This window comes from Salmonella sp. SAL04213, from assembly GCF_046550535.1.
In the GTDB taxonomy this organism is placed as follows: domain Bacteria; phylum Pseudomonadota; class Gammaproteobacteria; order Enterobacterales; family Enterobacteriaceae; genus Salmonella; species Salmonella enterica.
On sequence record NZ_JBGDXS010000008.1, the window covers coordinates 110917 to 127576 of the forward strand.

At 53.7% G+C, this 16660-nt stretch carries 18 protein-coding genes and 1 pseudogene; 13 read left to right on the plus strand and 6 right to left on the minus strand.

The window, feature by feature from the left end; genetic code table 11:
• The first annotated feature begins 204 nt into the window (after nt 1–204).
• The 8 genes from rbfA to mtr all read left to right on the plus strand — a co-directional run bounded on the left by rbfA (nt 205) and on the right by mtr (nt 8807).
• Entirely contained in the window at nt 205–606 is a 402-nt protein-coding gene (gene rbfA, locus ACLJPQ_RS18270; RefSeq protein WP_001040199.1) for a 30S ribosome-binding factor RbfA, read from the plus strand.
• Entirely contained in the window at nt 606–1550 is a 945-nt protein-coding gene (truB, locus tag ACLJPQ_RS18275; RefSeq protein ID WP_080185126.1) for a tRNA pseudouridine(55) synthase TruB, read from the plus strand. Before rbfA ends, truB begins: the two co-directional genes overlap by 1 nt.
• Nucleotides 1551–1700: 150 nt before the next feature.
• Nucleotides 1701–1970: a 30S ribosomal protein S15 gene (gene rpsO / locus ACLJPQ_RS18280; protein ID WP_000059465.1), complete on the plus strand. Its 270-nt coding sequence runs from the start codon at nt 1701–1703 to the stop codon at nt 1968–1970.
• A gap of 241 nt (nt 1971–2211) precedes the next feature.
• Complete coding sequence (gene pnp / locus ACLJPQ_RS18285) at nt 2212–4347, plus strand: polyribonucleotide nucleotidyltransferase (RefSeq protein WP_001670767.1); 2136 nt, start codon at nt 2212–2214, stop codon at nt 4345–4347.
• 109 nt (nt 4348–4456) lie between these two features.
• The gene (gene nlpI, locus ACLJPQ_RS18290) at nt 4457–5341 is read left to right on the plus strand and encodes a lipoprotein NlpI (protein WP_000802069.1); all 885 of its coding nucleotides are present in this window, start codon (nt 4457–4459) and stop codon (nt 5339–5341) included.
• 105 nt (nt 5342–5446) lie between these two features.
• Nucleotides 5447–5527 (plus strand): protein YrbN, encoded by an 81-nt coding sequence (yrbN, locus tag ACLJPQ_RS18295; RefSeq protein ID WP_010723222.1) that lies wholly within the window; start codon nt 5447–5449, stop codon nt 5525–5527.
• Nucleotides 5520–7409: an ATP-dependent RNA helicase DeaD gene (gene deaD / locus ACLJPQ_RS18300; protein ID WP_000807244.1), complete on the plus strand. Its 1890-nt coding sequence runs from the start codon at nt 5520–5522 to the stop codon at nt 7407–7409. The genes yrbN and deaD overlap by 8 nt, the downstream gene beginning before the upstream one ends.
• Before the next feature lie 153 nt (nt 7410–7562).
• Complete coding sequence (gene mtr / locus ACLJPQ_RS18305) at nt 7563–8807, plus strand: tryptophan permease (protein ID WP_080185125.1); 1245 nt, start codon at nt 7563–7565, stop codon at nt 8805–8807.
• 61 nt (nt 8808–8868) lie between these two features.
• Here mtr and ACLJPQ_RS18310 read toward each other — a convergent pair.
• Nucleotides 8869–9399 (minus strand): annotated as a pseudogene (locus ACLJPQ_RS18310) (cytoplasmic protein).
• Nucleotides 9400–9557: 158 nt separating this feature from the next.
• Between ACLJPQ_RS18310 and ACLJPQ_RS18315 the strand changes: the two are divergent.
• Nucleotides 9558–10277 carry a murein L,D-transpeptidase family protein gene (locus ACLJPQ_RS18315; protein ID WP_000532745.1) on the plus strand — a complete coding sequence of 240 codons (720 nt, stop codon included), beginning with the start codon at nt 9558–9560 and terminating at the stop codon, nt 10275–10277.
• Here ACLJPQ_RS18315 and ACLJPQ_RS18320 read toward each other — a convergent pair.
• From ACLJPQ_RS18320 to ACLJPQ_RS18330, 3 genes are all read right to left on the minus strand, one after another.
• Nucleotides 10255–11262 carry a luciferase-like monooxygenase gene (locus ACLJPQ_RS18320; protein ID WP_047606029.1) on the minus strand — a complete coding sequence of 336 codons (1008 nt, stop codon included), beginning with the start codon at nt 11260–11262 and terminating at the stop codon, nt 10255–10257. The two genes, ACLJPQ_RS18315 and ACLJPQ_RS18320, sit on opposite strands and share 23 nt — an antisense overlap.
• A gap of 177 nt (nt 11263–11439) precedes the next feature.
• A complete protein-coding gene (locus tag ACLJPQ_RS18325) occupies nt 11440–12336 on the minus strand; it encodes a U32 family peptidase (RefSeq protein WP_014343907.1) in 897 nt (298 codons plus the stop codon).
• Nucleotides 12327–13322, minus strand: a complete 996-nt coding sequence (locus tag ACLJPQ_RS18330) for a peptidase U32 family protein (protein WP_000421309.1) — start codon at nt 13320–13322, stop codon at nt 12327–12329. Before ACLJPQ_RS18330 ends, ACLJPQ_RS18325 begins: the two co-directional genes overlap by 10 nt.
• Nucleotides 13323–13538: 216 nt before the next feature.
• On the opposite strand from ACLJPQ_RS18330, the gene ACLJPQ_RS18335 reads away from it, so the two are divergent.
• Together ACLJPQ_RS18335 and ACLJPQ_RS18340 are read left to right on the plus strand one after the other, a co-directional pair.
• Nucleotides 13539–14063, plus strand: a complete 525-nt coding sequence (locus ACLJPQ_RS18335) for an SCP2 domain-containing protein (protein WP_079898288.1) — start codon at nt 13539–13541, stop codon at nt 14061–14063.
• Nucleotides 14057–14560: a GNAT family N-acetyltransferase gene (locus tag ACLJPQ_RS18340; protein ID WP_000908562.1), complete on the plus strand. Its 504-nt coding sequence runs from the start codon at nt 14057–14059 to the stop codon at nt 14558–14560. Before ACLJPQ_RS18335 ends, ACLJPQ_RS18340 begins: the two co-directional genes overlap by 7 nt.
• Here the strand turns inward: ACLJPQ_RS18340 and ACLJPQ_RS18345 are convergent.
• Nucleotides 14547–14864, minus strand: a complete 318-nt coding sequence (locus ACLJPQ_RS18345; protein ID WP_000928379.1) for a GIY-YIG nuclease family protein — start codon at nt 14862–14864, stop codon at nt 14547–14549. The genes ACLJPQ_RS18340 and ACLJPQ_RS18345 overlap by 14 nt on opposite strands.
• 37 nt (nt 14865–14901) lie before the next feature.
• On the opposite strand from ACLJPQ_RS18345, the gene ACLJPQ_RS18350 reads away from it, so the two are divergent.
• Nucleotides 14902–15345, plus strand: coding sequence for a YhbP family protein (locus ACLJPQ_RS18350; RefSeq protein ID WP_000380404.1), 444 nt, complete (start codon nt 14902–14904; stop codon nt 15343–15345).
• Here the strand turns inward: ACLJPQ_RS18350 and yhbO are convergent.
• Nucleotides 15325–15843, minus strand: coding sequence for a protein/nucleic acid deglycase (gene yhbO, locus ACLJPQ_RS18355; RefSeq protein ID WP_000037599.1), 519 nt, complete (start codon nt 15841–15843; stop codon nt 15325–15327). The genes ACLJPQ_RS18350 and yhbO overlap by 21 nt on opposite strands.
• 130 nt (nt 15844–15973) lie before the next feature.
• Between yhbO and ACLJPQ_RS18360 the strand changes: the two genes are divergently transcribed.
• The gene (locus ACLJPQ_RS18360; protein ID WP_001537613.1) at nt 15974–16609 is read left to right on the plus strand and encodes an NAD(P)H-binding protein; all 636 of its coding nucleotides are present in this window, start codon (nt 15974–15976) and stop codon (nt 16607–16609) included.
• Nucleotides 16610–16660: the final 51 nt, after the last annotated feature.

Here is a 16660-nt window from a genome sequence, read left to right on the forward strand (position 1 = left end):
GGCCGCAACGGCGTTGGCTGCGCTCGCTCACCCCGGTCACATAGTTATCTATGCTCCCGGGGATTTACGAGCTTGCCGCCTTGTTGCAATCCAAAATCCTTAGAAGATGATTAGGCGTAGGCCGGGTAAGCGAAGCGCCACCCGGCAAGAAATTTAAAAAGGGGCTTATGGCCCCTTTTTTGTCTTTATTCTGGAGAATTTATTATGGCGAAAGAATTTGGTCGCCCTCAGCGCGTAGCGCAAGAGATGCAAAAAGAGATCGCAATCATCCTGCAGCGCGAAATTAAAGACCCGCGCCTGGGCATGATGACTACCGTCTCCGGTGTCGAAATGTCCCGTGACCTGGCCTATGCCAAAGTGTTTGTCACCTTTTTGAACGACAAAGATGAAGACGCAGTAAAAGCGGGCATCAAAGCGTTGCAGGAAGCGTCTGGTTTCATCCGCAGCTTGCTGGGTAAAGCGATGCGTCTGCGCATCGTACCGGAACTGACCTTCTTCTACGACAACTCGCTGGTGGAAGGGATGCGTATGTCCAACCTGGTGACTAACGTGGTGAAACATGACGAAGAACGTCGTGTGAACCCGGACGACAGCAAGGAGGACTGATGAGTCGTCCTCGTCGTCGTGGCCGCGACATTCACGGCGTTCTGCTGCTGGATAAGCCGCAGGGTATGTCCAGCAATGACGTGCTGCAGAAAGTTAAGCGCATCTACAATGCCAACCGCGCCGGGCATACCGGCGCGCTGGACCCGCTGGCGACCGGCATGTTGCCGATTTGCCTCGGCGAAGCGACAAAATTTTCGCAGTACCTGCTGGATTCTGACAAACGCTATCGTGTTATTGCCCGTCTGGGGCAGCGCACGGATACCTCTGACGCCGATGGTCAAATCGTGCAGGAGCGTCCGGTGACTTTCAGCGCTGAGCAGCTTGCGAGCGCGCTGGAGACCTTTCGTGGGGATATCGAACAGATTCCCTCGATGTATTCGGCGCTGAAGTATCAGGGCAAGAAGCTGTACGAATATGCCCGCCAGGGTATCGAAGTGCCGCGCGAAGCCCGCCCGATTACCGTCTATGAGCTGCTGTTTATTCGCCATGAAGGTAACGAGCTGGAGCTGGAAGTTCACTGCTCCAAAGGCACCTATATTCGTACCATTGTTGATGATTTAGGTGAGAAACTGGGCTGTGGCGCGCACGTAACGTACCTGCGTCGTCTGACGGTCAGCAAGTATCCGATTGAGCGAATGGTGACGCTGGAGCATTTGCAGACGCTGGTAGCACAGGCGGAACAGCAGGGCGTTCCGGCGGCGCAGTTGCTCGATCCATTATTGATGCCAATGGACAGTCCAGCTTCGGACTATCCTGTTGTTAATCTGCCGTTAACATCTTCGGTATACTTCAAAAATGGCAACCCGGTTCGTACCGCGGGCGCGCCGTTGAAGGGACTGGTTCGTGTGACGGAAGGTGAAGACGATAAATTTATCGGTATGGGCGAAATTGACGACGAAGGCCGTGTCGCGCCTCGTCGGCTGGTAGTAGAGTACCCAGCGTAATGTCGCTTCGTCTTGCGATAAGAGAGCGCTGCGAGTAGAATACCGCCGCTTAACGTCGCGTAAATTATTTAACAGTTTACGCGGCGTACACTGGGATCGCTGAATTAGAGATCGGCGTCCTCTCATTCTTAAATACTTTGGAGTTTTGAAATGTCTCTAAGTACTGAAGCTACAGCTAAAATCGTTTCTGAGTTCGGTCGTGACGCAAACGACACCGGTTCTACCGATGTTCAGGTTGCTCTGTTGACTGCACAGATTAACCACCTGCAGGGTCACTTTGCAGAGCATAAAAAAGATCACCACAGCCGTCGTGGTCTGCTGCGTATGGTTTCTCAGCGTCGTAAACTGCTCGACTACCTGAAACGTAAAGATGTTGCACGCTACACCGCGCTGATTGAGCGTCTGGGTCTGCGTCGCTAATTCTTTCGAGTTTCAGAAAGAGGGGGCCTTCATGGCCCCTTTTTTCCAGCAGATGGCAGCAATTCGCTGGAAACTAATGTATTGTTGCTATGAATGATCTTCCGTTGCAGAGGTTCGCGCGGCTAATGAGAGGCTTTACCCATATCAGGGTTAGGGTTGTCATTAGTCGCGAGGATGCGCAGAAGATCGGGTATTAACGACGGCGCGTATTATGCCGTCAAAAATTGGAAAGGATATTATTTTGCTTAATCCGATCGTTCGTAAATTCCAGTACGGTCAGCATACCGTTACGCTGGAAACTGGCATGATGGCGCGTCAGGCCACTGCCGCTGTTATGGTAAGCATGGATGACACCGCCGTATTCGTTACCGTTGTCGGCCAGAAAAAAGCCAAGCCAGGCCAGGACTTCTTCCCACTGACCGTTAACTATCAGGAGCGTACCTACGCTGCTGGTCGTATCCCGGGCAGCTTCTTCCGTCGTGAAGGCCGTCCAAGCGAAGGCGAAACCCTGATTGCGCGTCTGATTGACCGCCCGGTTCGTCCGCTGTTCCCGGAAGGCTTCGTTAACGAAGTGCAGGTTATTGCGACCGTCGTTTCCGTTAACCCGCAGGTTAACCCAGACATCGTTGCCATGATCGGCGCATCCGCTGCGCTGTCGCTGTCCGGCATTCCGTTCAACGGCCCAATCGGCGCGGCGCGCGTAGGTTACATCAATGACCAGTACGTGCTGAACCCAACCCAGGACGAGCTGAAAGAAAGCAAGCTGGACCTGGTGGTTGCCGGTACCGAAGCGGCTGTGCTGATGGTGGAATCCGAAGCTGAACTGCTGAGCGAAGACACTATGCTGGGCGCGGTGGTATTCGGTCACGAGCAGCAGCAGGTTGTTATCCAGGCGATCAACGATCTGGTGAAAGAAGCCGGTAAACCGCGTTGGGACTGGCAGCCGGAAGCCGTCAACGACGCGTTGAACGCGCGTGTTGCTGCGCTGGCTGAATCTCGTCTGAGCGACGCGTACCGCATCACCGATAAACAAGAGCGCTATGCTCAGGTTGACGTAATCAAATCCGAAACCATCGAGCAGCTTATTGCAGAAGATGAAACTCTGGATGCTAACGAGCTGGGCGAAATCCTGCACGCTATCGAGAAAAACGTGGTGCGTAGCCGCGTACTGGCAGGCGAGCCGCGTATTGATGGCCGTGAAAAAGACATGATCCGTGGTCTGGACGTGCGCACTGGCGTACTGCCGCGTACTCACGGTTCCGCTCTGTTTACCCGTGGTGAAACGCAGGCGCTGGTTACCGCAACTCTGGGTACTGCCCGTGACGCGCAGGTGCTTGATGAACTGATGGGCGAGCGTACTGACAGCTTCCTGTTCCACTACAACTTCCCTCCGTACTCCGTAGGCGAAACCGGCATGGTCGGTTCTCCGAAGCGTCGTGAAATTGGTCACGGTCGTCTGGCGAAGCGCGGCGTGCTGGCAGTGATGCCGGACATGGATAAATTCCCGTACACCGTTCGCGTGGTGTCTGAAATCACCGAATCCAACGGTTCTTCTTCTATGGCTTCCGTGTGCGGCGCTTCTCTGGCGCTGATGGACGCTGGCGTGCCAATTAAAGCCGCCGTAGCAGGTATCGCTATGGGTCTGGTGAAAGAAGGCGACAACTACGTTGTACTGTCTGACATTCTGGGCGACGAAGATCACCTGGGCGATATGGACTTCAAAGTGGCGGGTTCCCGCGACGGTATCTCTGCGCTGCAGATGGATATCAAAATTGAAGGTATCACCAAAGAGATCATGCAGGTTGCGTTGAACCAGGCTAAAGGTGCGCGTCTGCACATCCTGGGCGTGATGGAACAGGCGATCAACGCGCCGCGCGGCGATATCTCTGAATTTGCGCCGCGTATCCATACCATCAAGATCAGCACGGACAAGATCAAAGACGTGATCGGTAAAGGCGGTTCTGTGATCCGCGCGCTGACTGAAGAGACCGGCACCACCATCGAAATTGAAGATGACGGTACTGTGAAGATCGCGGCGACCGACGGTGAAAAAGCGAAATACGCTATCCGTCGTATCGAAGAGATCACCGCAGAGATCGAAGTCGGCCGTATCTACAATGGTAAAGTGACCCGTATCGTTGACTTTGGCGCGTTTGTTGCCATCGGCGGCGGTAAAGAAGGTCTGGTTCACATCTCTCAAATCGCGGATAAGCGTGTAGAGAAAGTGACCGATTATCTGCAGATGGGTCAGGAAGTCCCGGTTAAGGTTCTGGAAGTTGACCGCCAGGGCCGTGTACGTCTGAGCATTAAAGAAGCAACCGAGCAGTCTCAACCTGCGGCTGCGCCGGAAGCTCCGGCGAGCGAACAGGCCGAGTAAGGTAGCCTTTTGCCCTCCGCAGTGCGGAGGGCTTTAGACCTGGCTGGACGCCTTGTTGAGCCACCGGGGAACAGGACGTTCATTCAATCGTTGTCTTCGGGAGTGGGAAATGAAGCCTTTTTTGCGCTGGTGTTTCGTTGCGACAGCACTTACGCTTGCAGGATGCAGTAATTCCGCCTGGCGTAAAAGTGAAGTCCTCGCAGTACCATTGCAACCGACTTTACAGCAGGAAGTGATTCTGGCGCGTATGGAACAGATTCTTGCCAGTCGGGCTTTAACCGATGACGAACGCGCACAGCTTTTATATGAGCGCGGAGTGTTGTATGATAGTCTTGGTTTGAGGGCATTAGCGCGAAATGATTTTTCACAAGCACTGGCAATCAGACCGGATATGCCTGAAGTATTCAATTACTTAGGCATTTATTTAACGCAGGCAGGCAATTTTGATGCTGCCTATGAAGCGTTTGATTCTGTACTAGAGCTTGATCCAACTTACAACTACGCGCACTTAAACCGCGGTATCGCATTGTATTACGGCGGCCGTGATAAGTTAGCGCAAGATGATCTGCTGGCGTTTTATCAAGACGATCCCAATGATCCTTACCGCAGCCTGTGGCTGTATCTTGTTGAGCAGAAGCTTAATGAGAAGCAGGCGAAAGAAGCGTTAAAAGCACGCTTCGAAAAATCGGATAAAGAGCAATGGGGATGGAACATTGTCGAGTTCTACCTGGGCGACATTAGCGAAGCAACGCTGATGGAAAGGCTCAAGGCGGACGCAACGGATAACACCTCGCTCGCTGAGCATCTCAGTGAAACCAACTTCTATTTAGGTAAGTATTACCTAAGTCTGGGGGATTTGGACAGCGCCACGGCTCTGTTCAAACTGGCGGTGGCCAACAACGTTCATAACTTTGTTGAGCACCGATACGCATTGTTGGAATTATCGCTCCTGGGCCAGGACCAAGATGACCTGGCAGAATCGGACCAGCAATAGCTGACGAACATATCAGCCCGTAATCTTTTTGATTGCCATCACCTTCGCGGGTGAGGGCGTTGTTGTTCGTTAATACACCTACTTTGAGCCGGTTCACACTTTTCAATGAAAATTGCAGATCAATTTCATGATGAGTTATGTAGACTGGCCGCCATTAATTTTGAGGCACACGTACTACATGGCTGAATTCGAAACCACTTTTGCAGATCTGGGGCTGAAGGCTCCTATCCTTGAAGCCCTTACCGATCTGGGTTACGAAAAACCATCTCCAATCCAGGCAGAGTGCATTCCGCATCTGCTGGGCGGTCGCGACGTGCTGGGCATGGCCCAGACGGGGAGCGGCAAAACCGCAGCGTTCTCTTTACCGCTGCTCAACAATCTTGATCCTGAGCTGAAGGCTCCTCAGATTCTGGTGCTGGCGCCAACCCGCGAACTGGCGGTACAGGTTGCCGAAGCCATGACGGATTTCTCTAAACACATGCGCGGCGTAAACGTGGTTGCCCTGTACGGCGGTCAGCGTTATGACGTGCAGTTACGCGCCCTGCGTCAGGGGCCGCAGATCGTTGTCGGTACGCCGGGACGTCTGCTTGATCACTTAAAACGCGGCACCCTCGACCTCTCTAAACTGAGTGGTTTGGTACTGGATGAAGCCGACGAAATGCTGCGTATGGGCTTCATCGAAGACGTTGAAACTATTATGGCGCAGATCCCGGAAGGTCATCAGACCGCTCTGTTCTCCGCCACCATGCCAGAAGCGATTCGTCGCATTACCCGCCGCTTTATGAAAGAGCCGCAGGAAGTGCGCATTCAGTCCAGCGTGACTACCCGTCCTGACATCAGCCAGAGCTACTGGACTGTCTGGGGTATGCGTAAAAACGAAGCGCTGGTGCGTTTCCTGGAAGCGGAAGACTTTGATGCGGCGATTATCTTCGTGCGTACCAAAAACGCGACCCTGGAAGTAGCAGAAGCTCTGGAACGTAGCGGCTACAACAGCGCCGCGTTGAATGGCGATATGAACCAGGCGCTGCGTGAGCAGACTCTGGAACGCCTGAAAGATGGTCGTCTGGACATCCTGATCGCTACCGACGTTGCGGCACGTGGTCTGGACGTTGAACGTATCAGCCTGGTGGTGAACTACGATATTCCGATGGACTCCGAGTCCTACGTTCACCGTATCGGTCGTACCGGCCGTGCGGGTCGCGCCGGTCGCGCGCTGCTGTTCGTTGAGAACCGCGAGCGTCGTCTGCTGCGCAACATCGAACGCACCATGAAGCTGACCATTCCGGAAGTGGAACTGCCGAACGCAGAGCTGCTGGGTAAACGCCGTCTGGAAAAATTCGCCGCGAAAGTTCAGCAGCAACTGGAAAGCAGCGATCTGGATCAGTACCGTGCGCTGCTGGCGAAAATCCAGCCGTCTGCCGAAGGTGAAGAGCTGGATCTCGAAACGCTGGCCGCCGCACTGCTGAAAATGGCGCAGGGCGAGCGTCCGCTGATTCTGCCGCCGGATGCGCCGATGCGTCCTAAGCGTGAATTCCGTGACCGTGACGACCGTGGTCCGCGCGATCGTAATGACCGTGGCCCGCGTGGCGACCGTGAAGATCGTCCGCGTCGTGAACGTCGTGACGTTGGCGATATGCAGTTATACCGCATTGAAGTGGGCCGTGATGACGGCGTTGAAGTTCGTCATATCGTGGGCGCTATCGCTAACGAAGGCGACATCAGCAGCCGTTACATTGGTAACATTAAGCTGTTCGCGTCTCACTCCACCATCGAGCTGCCGAAAGGTATGCCGGGCGAAGTGCTCCAGCACTTCACGCGTACCCGCATTCTGAACAAGCCGATGAATATGCAGCTGTTGGGTGATGCTGTTCCGCACGCGGGCGGCGAACGTCGCGGCGGTGGTCGTAGCTTCAGTGGCGAACGTCGTGAAGGCGGTCGTAATTTCAGCGGCGAACGTCGTGAAGGTGGTCGTGGCGATGGTCGTCGCTTCAGCGGCGAGCGTCGTGAAAGCCGTGGTCCGCGTCGTGATGACTCTACCGGTCGCCGTCGTTTCGGCGGTGATGCGTAACTCTCGCTGACCTGCGCATTCACAGCGTAAAGTAAAATATACAGCCCCGATCGTCACAATCGGGGCTTTTTTTATTTCTTTTGTACTCGTGTACTGGTACAGTGCAGCGTATTGAGAGATAGTCACATTATAAATGACTGGAGAGAGAGCTGAATGGCAACACTTACCACCACCCAAACGTCACCTTCGCTGCTTGGCGGCGTGGTGATTATCGGCGGCACCATCATTGGCGCGGGGATGTTCTCTCTGCCGGTGGTCATGTCCGGGGCGTGGTTCTTCTGGTCGATGGCGGCGCTGGTCTTTACCTGGTTTTGTATGCTGCACTCCGGGCTGATGATCCTCGAAGCCAACCTTAACTACCGCATTGGTTCGAGTTTCGACACCATCACCAAAGATCTGTTGGGGAAAGGCTGGAACATTGTCAACGGCATTTCTATTGCCTTTGTGCTCTACATCCTGACTTATGCCTATATCTCGGCGAGCGGCTCAATTCTGCATCATACCTTTGCTGAGATGTCGCTGAACGTTCCGGCGCGAGCGGCAGGTTTTGCCTTTGCGCTGCTGGTGGCGTTTGTCGTGTGGCTGAGTACGAAGGCGGTCAGCCGGATGACGGCGATTGTACTGGGCGCGAAAGTGATTACTTTCTTCCTGACCTTCGGCAGCCTGTTGGGGCACGTTCAGCCTGCCACGTTGTTTAACGTGACTGAAAGCCACGCGTCATATACGCCGTACCTGCTGATGACGCTGCCATTTTGTCTGGCCTCTTTTGGTTATCACGGTAACGTACCGAGCCTGATGAAATATTACGGCAAAGATCCGCGCACCATCGTCAAATGCCTGATTTATGGGACGTTACTGGCGCTGGCGCTCTATTCCGTCTGGCTGCTGGGGACGATGGGCAACATCCCGCGTCCGGAATTTATCGGCATTGCGCAGAAAGGCGGCAATATTGATGTGCTGGTACAGGCGTTGAGCGGCGTGCTGAACAGCCGCAGCCTGGATCTGCTGCTGGTGGTGTTCTCTAACTTTGCTGTCGCCAGTTCCTTCCTTGGCGTGACGCTGGGGCTGTTTGACTATCTGGCGGATCTGTTTGGTTTTGACGACTCGGCAATGGGGCGTTTTAAAACGGCGCTGCTGACGTTTGTGCCGCCGATTGTCGGTGGCCTGCTGTGGCCGAACGGTTTTCTGTACGCCATTGGCTATGCAGGTTTAGCTGCAACTATCTGGGCGGCCATTGTGCCTGCGCTGTTGGCGCGCAAATCTCGCGAACGTTTCGGCAGCCCAAAATTTCGCGTCTGGGGCGGCACGCCGATGATTGTACTGATTCTGCTATTTGGCGTTGGGAACGCACTGGTGCATATTTTATCGAGCTTTAATTTGCTGCCGGTGTACCAGTAACGTTATTGTGCCGGATGAGCTGTTTTCATCCGGCAATATTTCACAAGTCCGCGAAATGGTATCAAATAAATCCCTGTTTATTATAAAGTTCTTCGGCGAGTGCTTCCCCGTGTTCATCGAAAAAAGCATCGGCGATAGTTAAATTTTCTGCCTTAGGATTTGCCGTTATTCTGCTACCATTGGCGTCAAATTCGAGTGCGATGGCGATCTCCGAACCCCACCAGTAATAATAAATTAGCGCAAAATTATTTTCCCCTGGCGTAATAAATTTCTCGATTCCCCGCACACAGGCCATGAGTGGCATGAACATTTCATAGCTCTCTGAGAGAAATATGTGATCCATCGTGACTATCTGTGTTTCTTTATTAAAGTTGATATGTTCAGCATAAATATTCTTTTCACTTTCACCAGAATTACATGCGGCAAGATTGTTAAGCATTTTTGCAGGCTCGCCGTACAACCTTTACTCCTCAGTAAACCATGGCAACCAGTCGTCATAGTCTTTAATATTTGTTGCCGGTGAATGGAAAAATTTCTTGAGGTTGCTCTCGGTAATATGTGCATGAAGAAAAAAGGAAGCAGGTTCACTCATGATGATTTTCTCTGGTAATAAGTCGATTTATTCATATCCCTGTTCGGTTATGATAAAACGATTACTATTTTATAAAAGTACAGAACTGGACCTTTCCTCTATTCCCTGTCATAGGAAAATATATACTTGAACTGGTTCAGAATAAGCGGAATACGAAAATGGGGCGTAAAGGACTACTCGCTATTGTATTATTGAGCCTGTTTATCGCTTTTATTTTAAAATTTTTCTGGCTCACTCCGTACGATGAAGACGTTTACCTGCCAGTGGAAAAACCTGTCGCATCGTCTTTAAAAATCATTCACCCCGGCGACCAGTTATTTATCCGCATTCTGAAAGCGGAAGATAAGCTGGAACTGTGGGCAAGCGCCAATAACAAGCCTTACAAACTCTACAAAACCTGGACTATATGCGCATGGTCTGGTGGCTTAGGGCCAAAACATAAACAGGGAGACGGTAAAAGCCCGGAAGGCTTTTATGCCACCAACAAAGGGTTGCTTAACCCAAACAGCCGCTATCATCTGGCATTTAATATTGGCTACCCGAATGCTTACGATCGGGCAAATGGCTACACCGGTGATTTCATTATGGTTCACGGGAACTGCGTTTCGGCCGGTTGCTATGCCATGACCGATGCCGGTATTGAAGAGATTTATCAACTGGTGGCGCAGGCGCTAAACAGCGGGCAGAAGAGCGTGCCTGTCCATATCTTCCCATTTACGATGAATGACGAAAATATGCGCCAGGCGCAAGCATGGCCGGAATATAATTTCTGGCGTATGTTGAAGCCCGGCTATGATTACTTCGAAAAAAATCGCCGATTGCCAACCATCACCGTTGAAAATCGGCGTTATAAAATCAGCCCAACAACTCTTCCTTAACATCCATCGCTAAATCAAACGAATGCAGGCGTGCCTGGTGGTCGAAAATCTGCCCGTTTACCATAATTTCATCCGCCTGGGTCTCCCGCAGGATGGATTCCAGCCCGTGGCGGACTTTCGCTTTATCACCGACCAGCGACATACTCAGCGCCTGCTGCACGCCATACTGCTCGGATGGCGACCAGAAGGTCTCCATATTCTCAATCGGCGGCGGCAGTTGGCCGGTTTCCCCACGACGTAGCTTCACAAAAGCCTGCTGCATGGAGGTAAACAGGAATTCGGCGTCGCGGTTGCTGTCGGCGGCGATAATATTGATACACACCATCGCGTACGGTTTTTCCAGCCGCGCTGAAGGTTTGAACTGGGTACGGTACAGATGCAGCGCCTGGAACAACATATCCGGCGCGAAATGCGAAGCAAAGGCGAACGGCAGGCCAAGCTGGGCCGCCAGTTGTGCGCTATACAGGCTGGAGCCCAACAGCCAGACCGGGATCTTCTCGCCGTAGCCGGGCACCGGGCGCACATGCGGATTAGGATCGCGAGCGTCGAACCAGTCCACCAGCTCTGCGACATCGCGTGGAAAGTTATCGATATCGCCGCTCATATGGCGACGCAGCGCGCGCATCGTCGGCTGATCGCTACCCGGCGCGCGTCCCAATCCTAAGTCGATACGTCCCGGGTAGAGCGTATTCAGCGTGCCGAACTGCTCGGCAATCACCAGCGGTGAATGGTTAGGCAGCATCACGCCGCCGGAGCCAAGATGTAATGTTGTGGTATTGGCCGCCAGATAACCAATCAATACCGAGGTCGCCGCGCTGGCGATACCGGTCATGTTGTGATGTTCTGCCAGCCAGTAGCGGTGATAACCGCGCTTTTCAGCCAGCCGTGCGAGATCAAGCGAGTGAGTAAAGGCTTCTTTTGCCGAAGATCCTTCAGGGATCGGCGCCAGATCCAGCACCGAGAACGGAATAGTTTTGTCAGTCATAACGGCTCACTTTGTTACCGGTTAATCTTTTAATACTGCATTAAAGATTAGCGAATGTTGTTAACAAAGTGAGCTTTATGAGACTGACGGCAAAAACAATACCCGATGGCGCTGCGCTTATCGGGCCTACGGGAGCGCTATTTGTAGGCCGGATAAGGTATTTATGCCGCCATCCGGCTAGGCCTGTAGCTCCAGCCCGGCCAGCCGCTTCCAGTAGCCGTTACAGTCGCTATGGGCGGCAAGCGGTAATGGTGCGCCGCCGTTTTCGTTAGCGCGAAAGGCATCAAGCATGGCAAATGTCTCCGTCCCCAACGGCGACAGGCGCACGATATCGACCAATCCCTGCATTGACGTCAGTTCGTTGCCAAGGTTATAGACATAGCCGCTCATGGTCTGAATACCGTTAAGCACAAACACCTGCTGATTCTCTTGCGAGAGCACGTCACGACCGTTTGGATACTTGATACAGCAGGTTTCGCACTCATCTTTCGGACGGTCTTCCGAACGGGCGGTAAAGCAGCGAGCGGAGTAGGCCAGCGGCAGATGGCCGTAGCTCAACACTTCCACTTCAAACTGATTGCGGATGCCCAGTTCATCGCACTGATTAAGCAAATTCACCAGCCAGTCGCGGGACAGCTCCACTGGCATACACCAGCGTACCATGCCTTCTTTCAGCAACCGGCGCAGCGTGACCGCGTTGTAGCAATTCAGCGCATGGCCGGCGACAAACGGCAGTTTGCGCTCGGCGCACAGATTCACCACGCCAAGATCGCTGGCTTCCAGCAGAAAATCGCCGTTGTCCACATAGCGTTTCAGCTCGCTTAATTCAGATGACGCCTGTACCAGCGCCAGGGTGGAGAGCACCACCTGCTTACCGCTGGCGGCGAGGGATTTCGCCATTTCCAGCCAGTCGCCGACTTTAGTCGCGCGACGCTTGCTGCACACCGCTTCGCCCAGATAAATGACGTCAGCGCTGCTTTTTGCGGCCTGCTGATAAAAATCTTCCAGCGTCTCTTTCGGCCAGTAATAAAGCACCGGTCCTAAGGAATATTTCATAGCTCCTCTCACTGCCATTTACGGTGATATGCGCCAAGCGTGGTTTGAGTGCCTTCGGACATCGCGCCGAGCGTCTCCATCCAGTCGCGCTGTGGAACGAAGTTTTGCGGGGCGGCTTTGCAGCGATCGATCGCCTGGCGCCACACTTTCGCCACCTGGCTGACGTAGGCCGGGCTGCGCTGGCGGCCTTCGATCTTCACCGAAGCGATGTTCGCCGCCATGAGCTCCGGCAGCAGTTCCAGCGTGTTCAGGCTGGTTGGCTCCTCCAGCGCGTGATAGCGCTCGCCGTCCACTAAATAGCGGCCTTTACACAGCGTTGGGTAGCCTGCGTTTTCGCCATCCTGGTAACGGTCAATCAGGACATCATTCAGGCGCGATTCCAGCCCCTGCGGCGTTTGCTGCCAACGGACAAAGCGGGCGGGAGAGCAGGCGCCGACGGTATTGGGCGACTCCCCCGTCAGGTAGGAAGAAAGATAGCAGCGACCTTCCGCCATAATGCACAGGCTGCCAAACGCGAATACCTCCAGCGGCACCGGCGTGACGCGGGCCAGTTGTTTTACCTGGTGAATCGACAGTACACGCGGCAGTACTACACGGTGGACATCAAAGTTGCGGTGATAAAAGCGAATCGCCTCTTCGTTGGTTGCCGAGGCCTGAACGGAAACATGGCGCTCAATATGCGGGTAACGCTCTGCGGCATATTCCAGCATAGCGAGGTCGGCAAGAATCAGCGCGTCAGCGCCAAGCTGCGCCGCCATATCCACGGCGCGCTGCCAGCGGGCATAGCCGTCCGGATGCGCAAAAGTATTAATGGCGATGTGTAATTTGCGGCGATGCTGGTGAACAAAACTCACCGCTTCCTGCAATTTTTTTTCGGTAAAGTTAAGGCCGGCAAAATGACGGGCATTGGTATCGTCTTTTAACCCGATATAAACGGCGTCAGCGCCGTTTTCGATGGCCGCCTTCAGCGCCGGGAGATTTCCGGCAGGGCAGAGCAGCTCCATAATTTATCCTGAGGGTTACGTCTGAGACGCAAAATTGTTAACGAACAGGGATTTTAGTTAACCTTGCTGCGACAATTTTTGATTTAAGGCAGTTAAAGGCGTATTGGTAACACCAATAATGGGGTAGAAAATCAGACCCAATTGTTGATTTACGCCGCCATGTGATTTATTGGATATGGCAAAATAACAGGACTATTGAAACAGGGAGTAAAGCTCGTGTTAGATAAACTGCGTTCACGCTTAGTCCATGCTGGCCCGTCTCTGATGAGTGTACCGGTTAAACTGACGCCCTTTGCGCTAAAGCGCCAGGTTCTGGAACAGGTTCTGAGCTGGCAGTTTCGTCAGGCGCTGGCCGATGGAGAGCTGGAATTCCTCGAAGGTCGTTGGTTAAGCATTCATGTTCGTGACATCAACTTAAAATGGTATACCACGGTTGAAAATGAAAAGCTGATCGTTAGCCAGCAGGCGGATGCTGACGTCAGTTTTAGCGCCGACGCCAGCGATCTGCTAATGATCGCCGCCCGTAAACAGGATCCGGATACGCTCTTTTTCCAGCGTCGACTGGTCATTGAAGGCGATACTGAGTTAGGGTTGTATGTGAAGAATCTGATGGACGCCATCGAACTGGAGCAGATGCCGAAAGCGTTACGCGTTATGCTGCTGCAACTGGCGGATTTTGTTGAGGCGGGAATGAAAAACTCGCCGGAAACCAAACAGACCTCGGTAGGTGAACCATGCTAATTCGAGTAGAAATTCCCATTGATGCGCCTGGTATTGATGCGCTGTTACGCCGTTCATTCGAAAGCGATGCGGAAGCGAAGCTGGTTCACGATTTGCGTGAAGATGGTTTTCTGACGCTCGGACTGGTGGCCACGGATGATGAAGGTCAGGTGGTGGGCTATGTCGCCTTTAGCCCGGTTGATGTGCAGGGCGAAGATTTACAGTGGGTCGGCATGGCGCCGCTGGCGGTCGATGAAAAGTATCGCGGGCAAGGGCTGGCGCGCCAGTTAGTGTATGAAGGGCTGGATTCGCTCAACGAGTTCGGCTACGCGGCGGTCGTGACGCTGGGCGATCCGGCGTTATATAGCCGCTTCGGTTTTGAACTGGCCGCGCATTACGATCTTCACTGCCGTTGGCCCGGTACGGAAAGCGCTTTCCAGGTACACCGTTTGGCTGAGGATGCGCTGGAGGGCGTGACGGGGCTGGTGGAGTATCACGACCACTTCAATCGTTTTTAAGCACCGGCGTTTGCAGGCTGGACAGCAGCGCCTCAAACGCTTCGCGTTCCGTCACAAGGCGCTCCTTCTGGCGCTTTGTGAGCTGTTTGATGCGATACTCTATGCGCAGGGCCAGCGAGCGATCGCCGACCTGCGCCGCAAACGCCAGCGTTAACTCGCCTTTTCCCCGTAATGCTTTTGCGCCTTTTCCCGTTTGATGCTGCCTGTAACGACGCGCCACATCGGTGGTTATTCCGGTGTAAAGCGCATTGTCTGCGGTACGAATCAGATACAGATACCAGGGTGTCATTGTCGCCATCAGCATGATAATTTTCAGGTTCCCAGTATAAGCGAGAATAAAGATGGACACACTTACCGCTATTGGCCGTTGGCTGGCGAAACAACACGTGGTGACCTGGTGCGTACACCATGAGGGAGAGCTGTGGTGCGCCAATGCGTTTTATTTGTTCGATGCGCAAAACGTCGCGCTGTATCTGTTAACGGATGATAAAACCCGCCATGCGCAAATGTCCGGCGCGTGCGCGCCAGTTGCGGGAACGGTCAATGGTCAGCCGAAAACGGTGGCGCGCATTCGCGGCGTGCAGTTTAAAGGGGAAATTCGCCGTCTGGAGGGGCAGGAGAGCGACGCCGCGCGTAAAGCTTACCTTCGTCGCTTCCCGGTCGCCAGGGTGCTGCCAGCGCCGGTATGGGAAATCCGGCTGGATGAAATTAAATTCACCGACAACACGCTGGGGTTTGGTAAAAAACTGCACTGGTTACGTGACTCACGCGCCCAGCAGGCGTAGCGCCTCGCGGTTAAATGCCGGCAGGTCGTCAGGCGTGCGGCTGGTCACCAGCTGATCTTTATCGACGACGACTTCCTGATCGTAAAATTCCGCGCCCGCATTCTTCACATCGATAATAATCGGTTTCACCGCCGTGAGTTTGCGGCCACGAATGACATCGGCGCTGATCAACAACTGTGGGCCGTGGCAAATGGCAAAAACCGGTTTACCGCTGTTAACGAAATCGCGGGTAAAATCCACGAAACGGCTGTCGCCGCGCAGGTAGTCCGGCGAATGACCTCCCGGCAATAGCAAGGCGTCGAACTCGTCGGGACGAACGTCATCAATAGCCTTATCAATGGTGACGCTGGCCTCGCCTTTTTTTCCTTTCACCGTTTTACCCGCCTCTTTTTCGATGGTGATGACCTCATGGCCGGCCTGACGGAATTCTGCTGCCGGCGAGGTAAATTCTGAATCTTCAAATTCATCGGTAATCAAAACGGCAATTTTCTTACTCATGCGTTTCCTCCGCAGTGGTGGCGTCGGGTAAGGCAAATTTTCCACAATGATGGATACTTACCTCGTAGACTATTAAGCCTGGTCGATAGGGCCGAGAGTGCAAGGTGGACAAATCTGTAAAGGAGCGAGGATGAGTCAGGTACTGATTACCGGCGCGACCGGACTGGTCGGCGGACATCTGCTGAGAATGTTAATCAACACGCCGCAGGTGAGCGCTATCGCCGCGCCGACGCGTCGCCCGCTGACGGATATTGTCGGCGTTTATAACCCTCACGATCCGCAGCTTACCGACGCGTTAGCTCAGGTGACCGACCCGGTGGATATTGTTTTTTGCTGCCTGGGCACGACCCGGCGTGAAGCGGGAAGTAAAGCGGCGTTTATTCATGCGGATTATACGCTGGTGGTTGATACCGCGCTGACCGGGCGTCGACTGGGCGCGCAGCACATGTTGGTGGTTAGCGCAATGGGAGCAAACGCGCACTCTCCGTTTTTCTACAATCGGGTGAAAGGAGAAATGGAGGAGGCGTTAATCGCGCAAAAATGGCCTCGTTTGACGATTGCCCGGCCTTCTATGCTGCTCGGCGACAGAACAACGCGGCGGGTGAATGAAACGCTTTTCGCTCCGCTATTTCGGCTGTTGCCAGGAAACTGGAAATCGATTGATGCGCGGGATGTGGCGCGGGCCATGCTGGCGGAAGCGCTGGCGCCAGCACAAGAAGGCGTGACGATTCTGACCTCATCGCAACTGCGGGAAAAAGCGGGGTAGCGAAGCCGGATGATTTACCGGATGGCGACGCGGTTTACACATTTTTATCGC

Excerpts from the sequence above, each read along its gene's own strand:
- ACLJPQ_RS18360 (WP_001537613.1), top strand. The coding sequence starts at position 15,974 with ATGAGTCAGGTACTGATTACCGGCGCGACCGGACTGGTCGGCGGACAT.
- yhbO (WP_000037599.1), bottom strand. The coding sequence starts at position 15,843 with ATGAGTAAGAAAATTGCCGTTTTGATTACCGATGAATTTGAAGATTCA.
- deaD (WP_000807244.1), top strand. The coding sequence starts at position 5,520 with ATGGCTGAATTCGAAACCACTTTTGCAGATCTGGGGCTGAAGGCTCCT.
- ACLJPQ_RS18340 (WP_000908562.1), top strand. The coding sequence starts at position 14,057 with ATGCTAATTCGAGTAGAAATTCCCATTGATGCGCCTGGTATTGATGCG.
- ACLJPQ_RS18320 (WP_047606029.1), bottom strand. The coding sequence starts at position 11,262 with ATGACTGACAAAACTATTCCGTTCTCGGTGCTGGATCTGGCGCCGATC.
- mtr (WP_080185125.1), top strand. The coding sequence starts at position 7,563 with ATGGCAACACTTACCACCACCCAAACGTCACCTTCGCTGCTTGGCGGC.
- rbfA (WP_001040199.1), top strand. The coding sequence starts at position 205 with ATGGCGAAAGAATTTGGTCGCCCTCAGCGCGTAGCGCAAGAGATGCAA.
- ACLJPQ_RS18330 (WP_000421309.1), bottom strand. The coding sequence starts at position 13,322 with ATGGAGCTGCTCTGCCCTGCCGGAAATCTCCCGGCGCTGAAGGCGGCC.
- ACLJPQ_RS18315 (WP_000532745.1), top strand. The coding sequence starts at position 9,558 with ATGGGGCGTAAAGGACTACTCGCTATTGTATTATTGAGCCTGTTTATC.
- ACLJPQ_RS18350 (WP_000380404.1), top strand. The coding sequence starts at position 14,902 with ATGGACACACTTACCGCTATTGGCCGTTGGCTGGCGAAACAACACGTG.
- ACLJPQ_RS18345 (WP_000928379.1), bottom strand. The coding sequence starts at position 14,864 with ATGCTGATGGCGACAATGACACCCTGGTATCTGTATCTGATTCGTACC.
- nlpI (WP_000802069.1), top strand. The coding sequence starts at position 4,457 with ATGAAGCCTTTTTTGCGCTGGTGTTTCGTTGCGACAGCACTTACGCTT.
- rpsO (WP_000059465.1), top strand. The coding sequence starts at position 1,701 with ATGTCTCTAAGTACTGAAGCTACAGCTAAAATCGTTTCTGAGTTCGGT.
- truB (WP_080185126.1), top strand. The coding sequence starts at position 606 with ATGAGTCGTCCTCGTCGTCGTGGCCGCGACATTCACGGCGTTCTGCTG.
- yrbN (WP_010723222.1), top strand. The coding sequence starts at position 5,447 with ATGAAAATTGCAGATCAATTTCATGATGAGTTATGTAGACTGGCCGCC.
- ACLJPQ_RS18325 (WP_014343907.1), bottom strand. The coding sequence starts at position 12,336 with ATGGCAGTGAGAGGAGCTATGAAATATTCCTTAGGACCGGTGCTTTAT.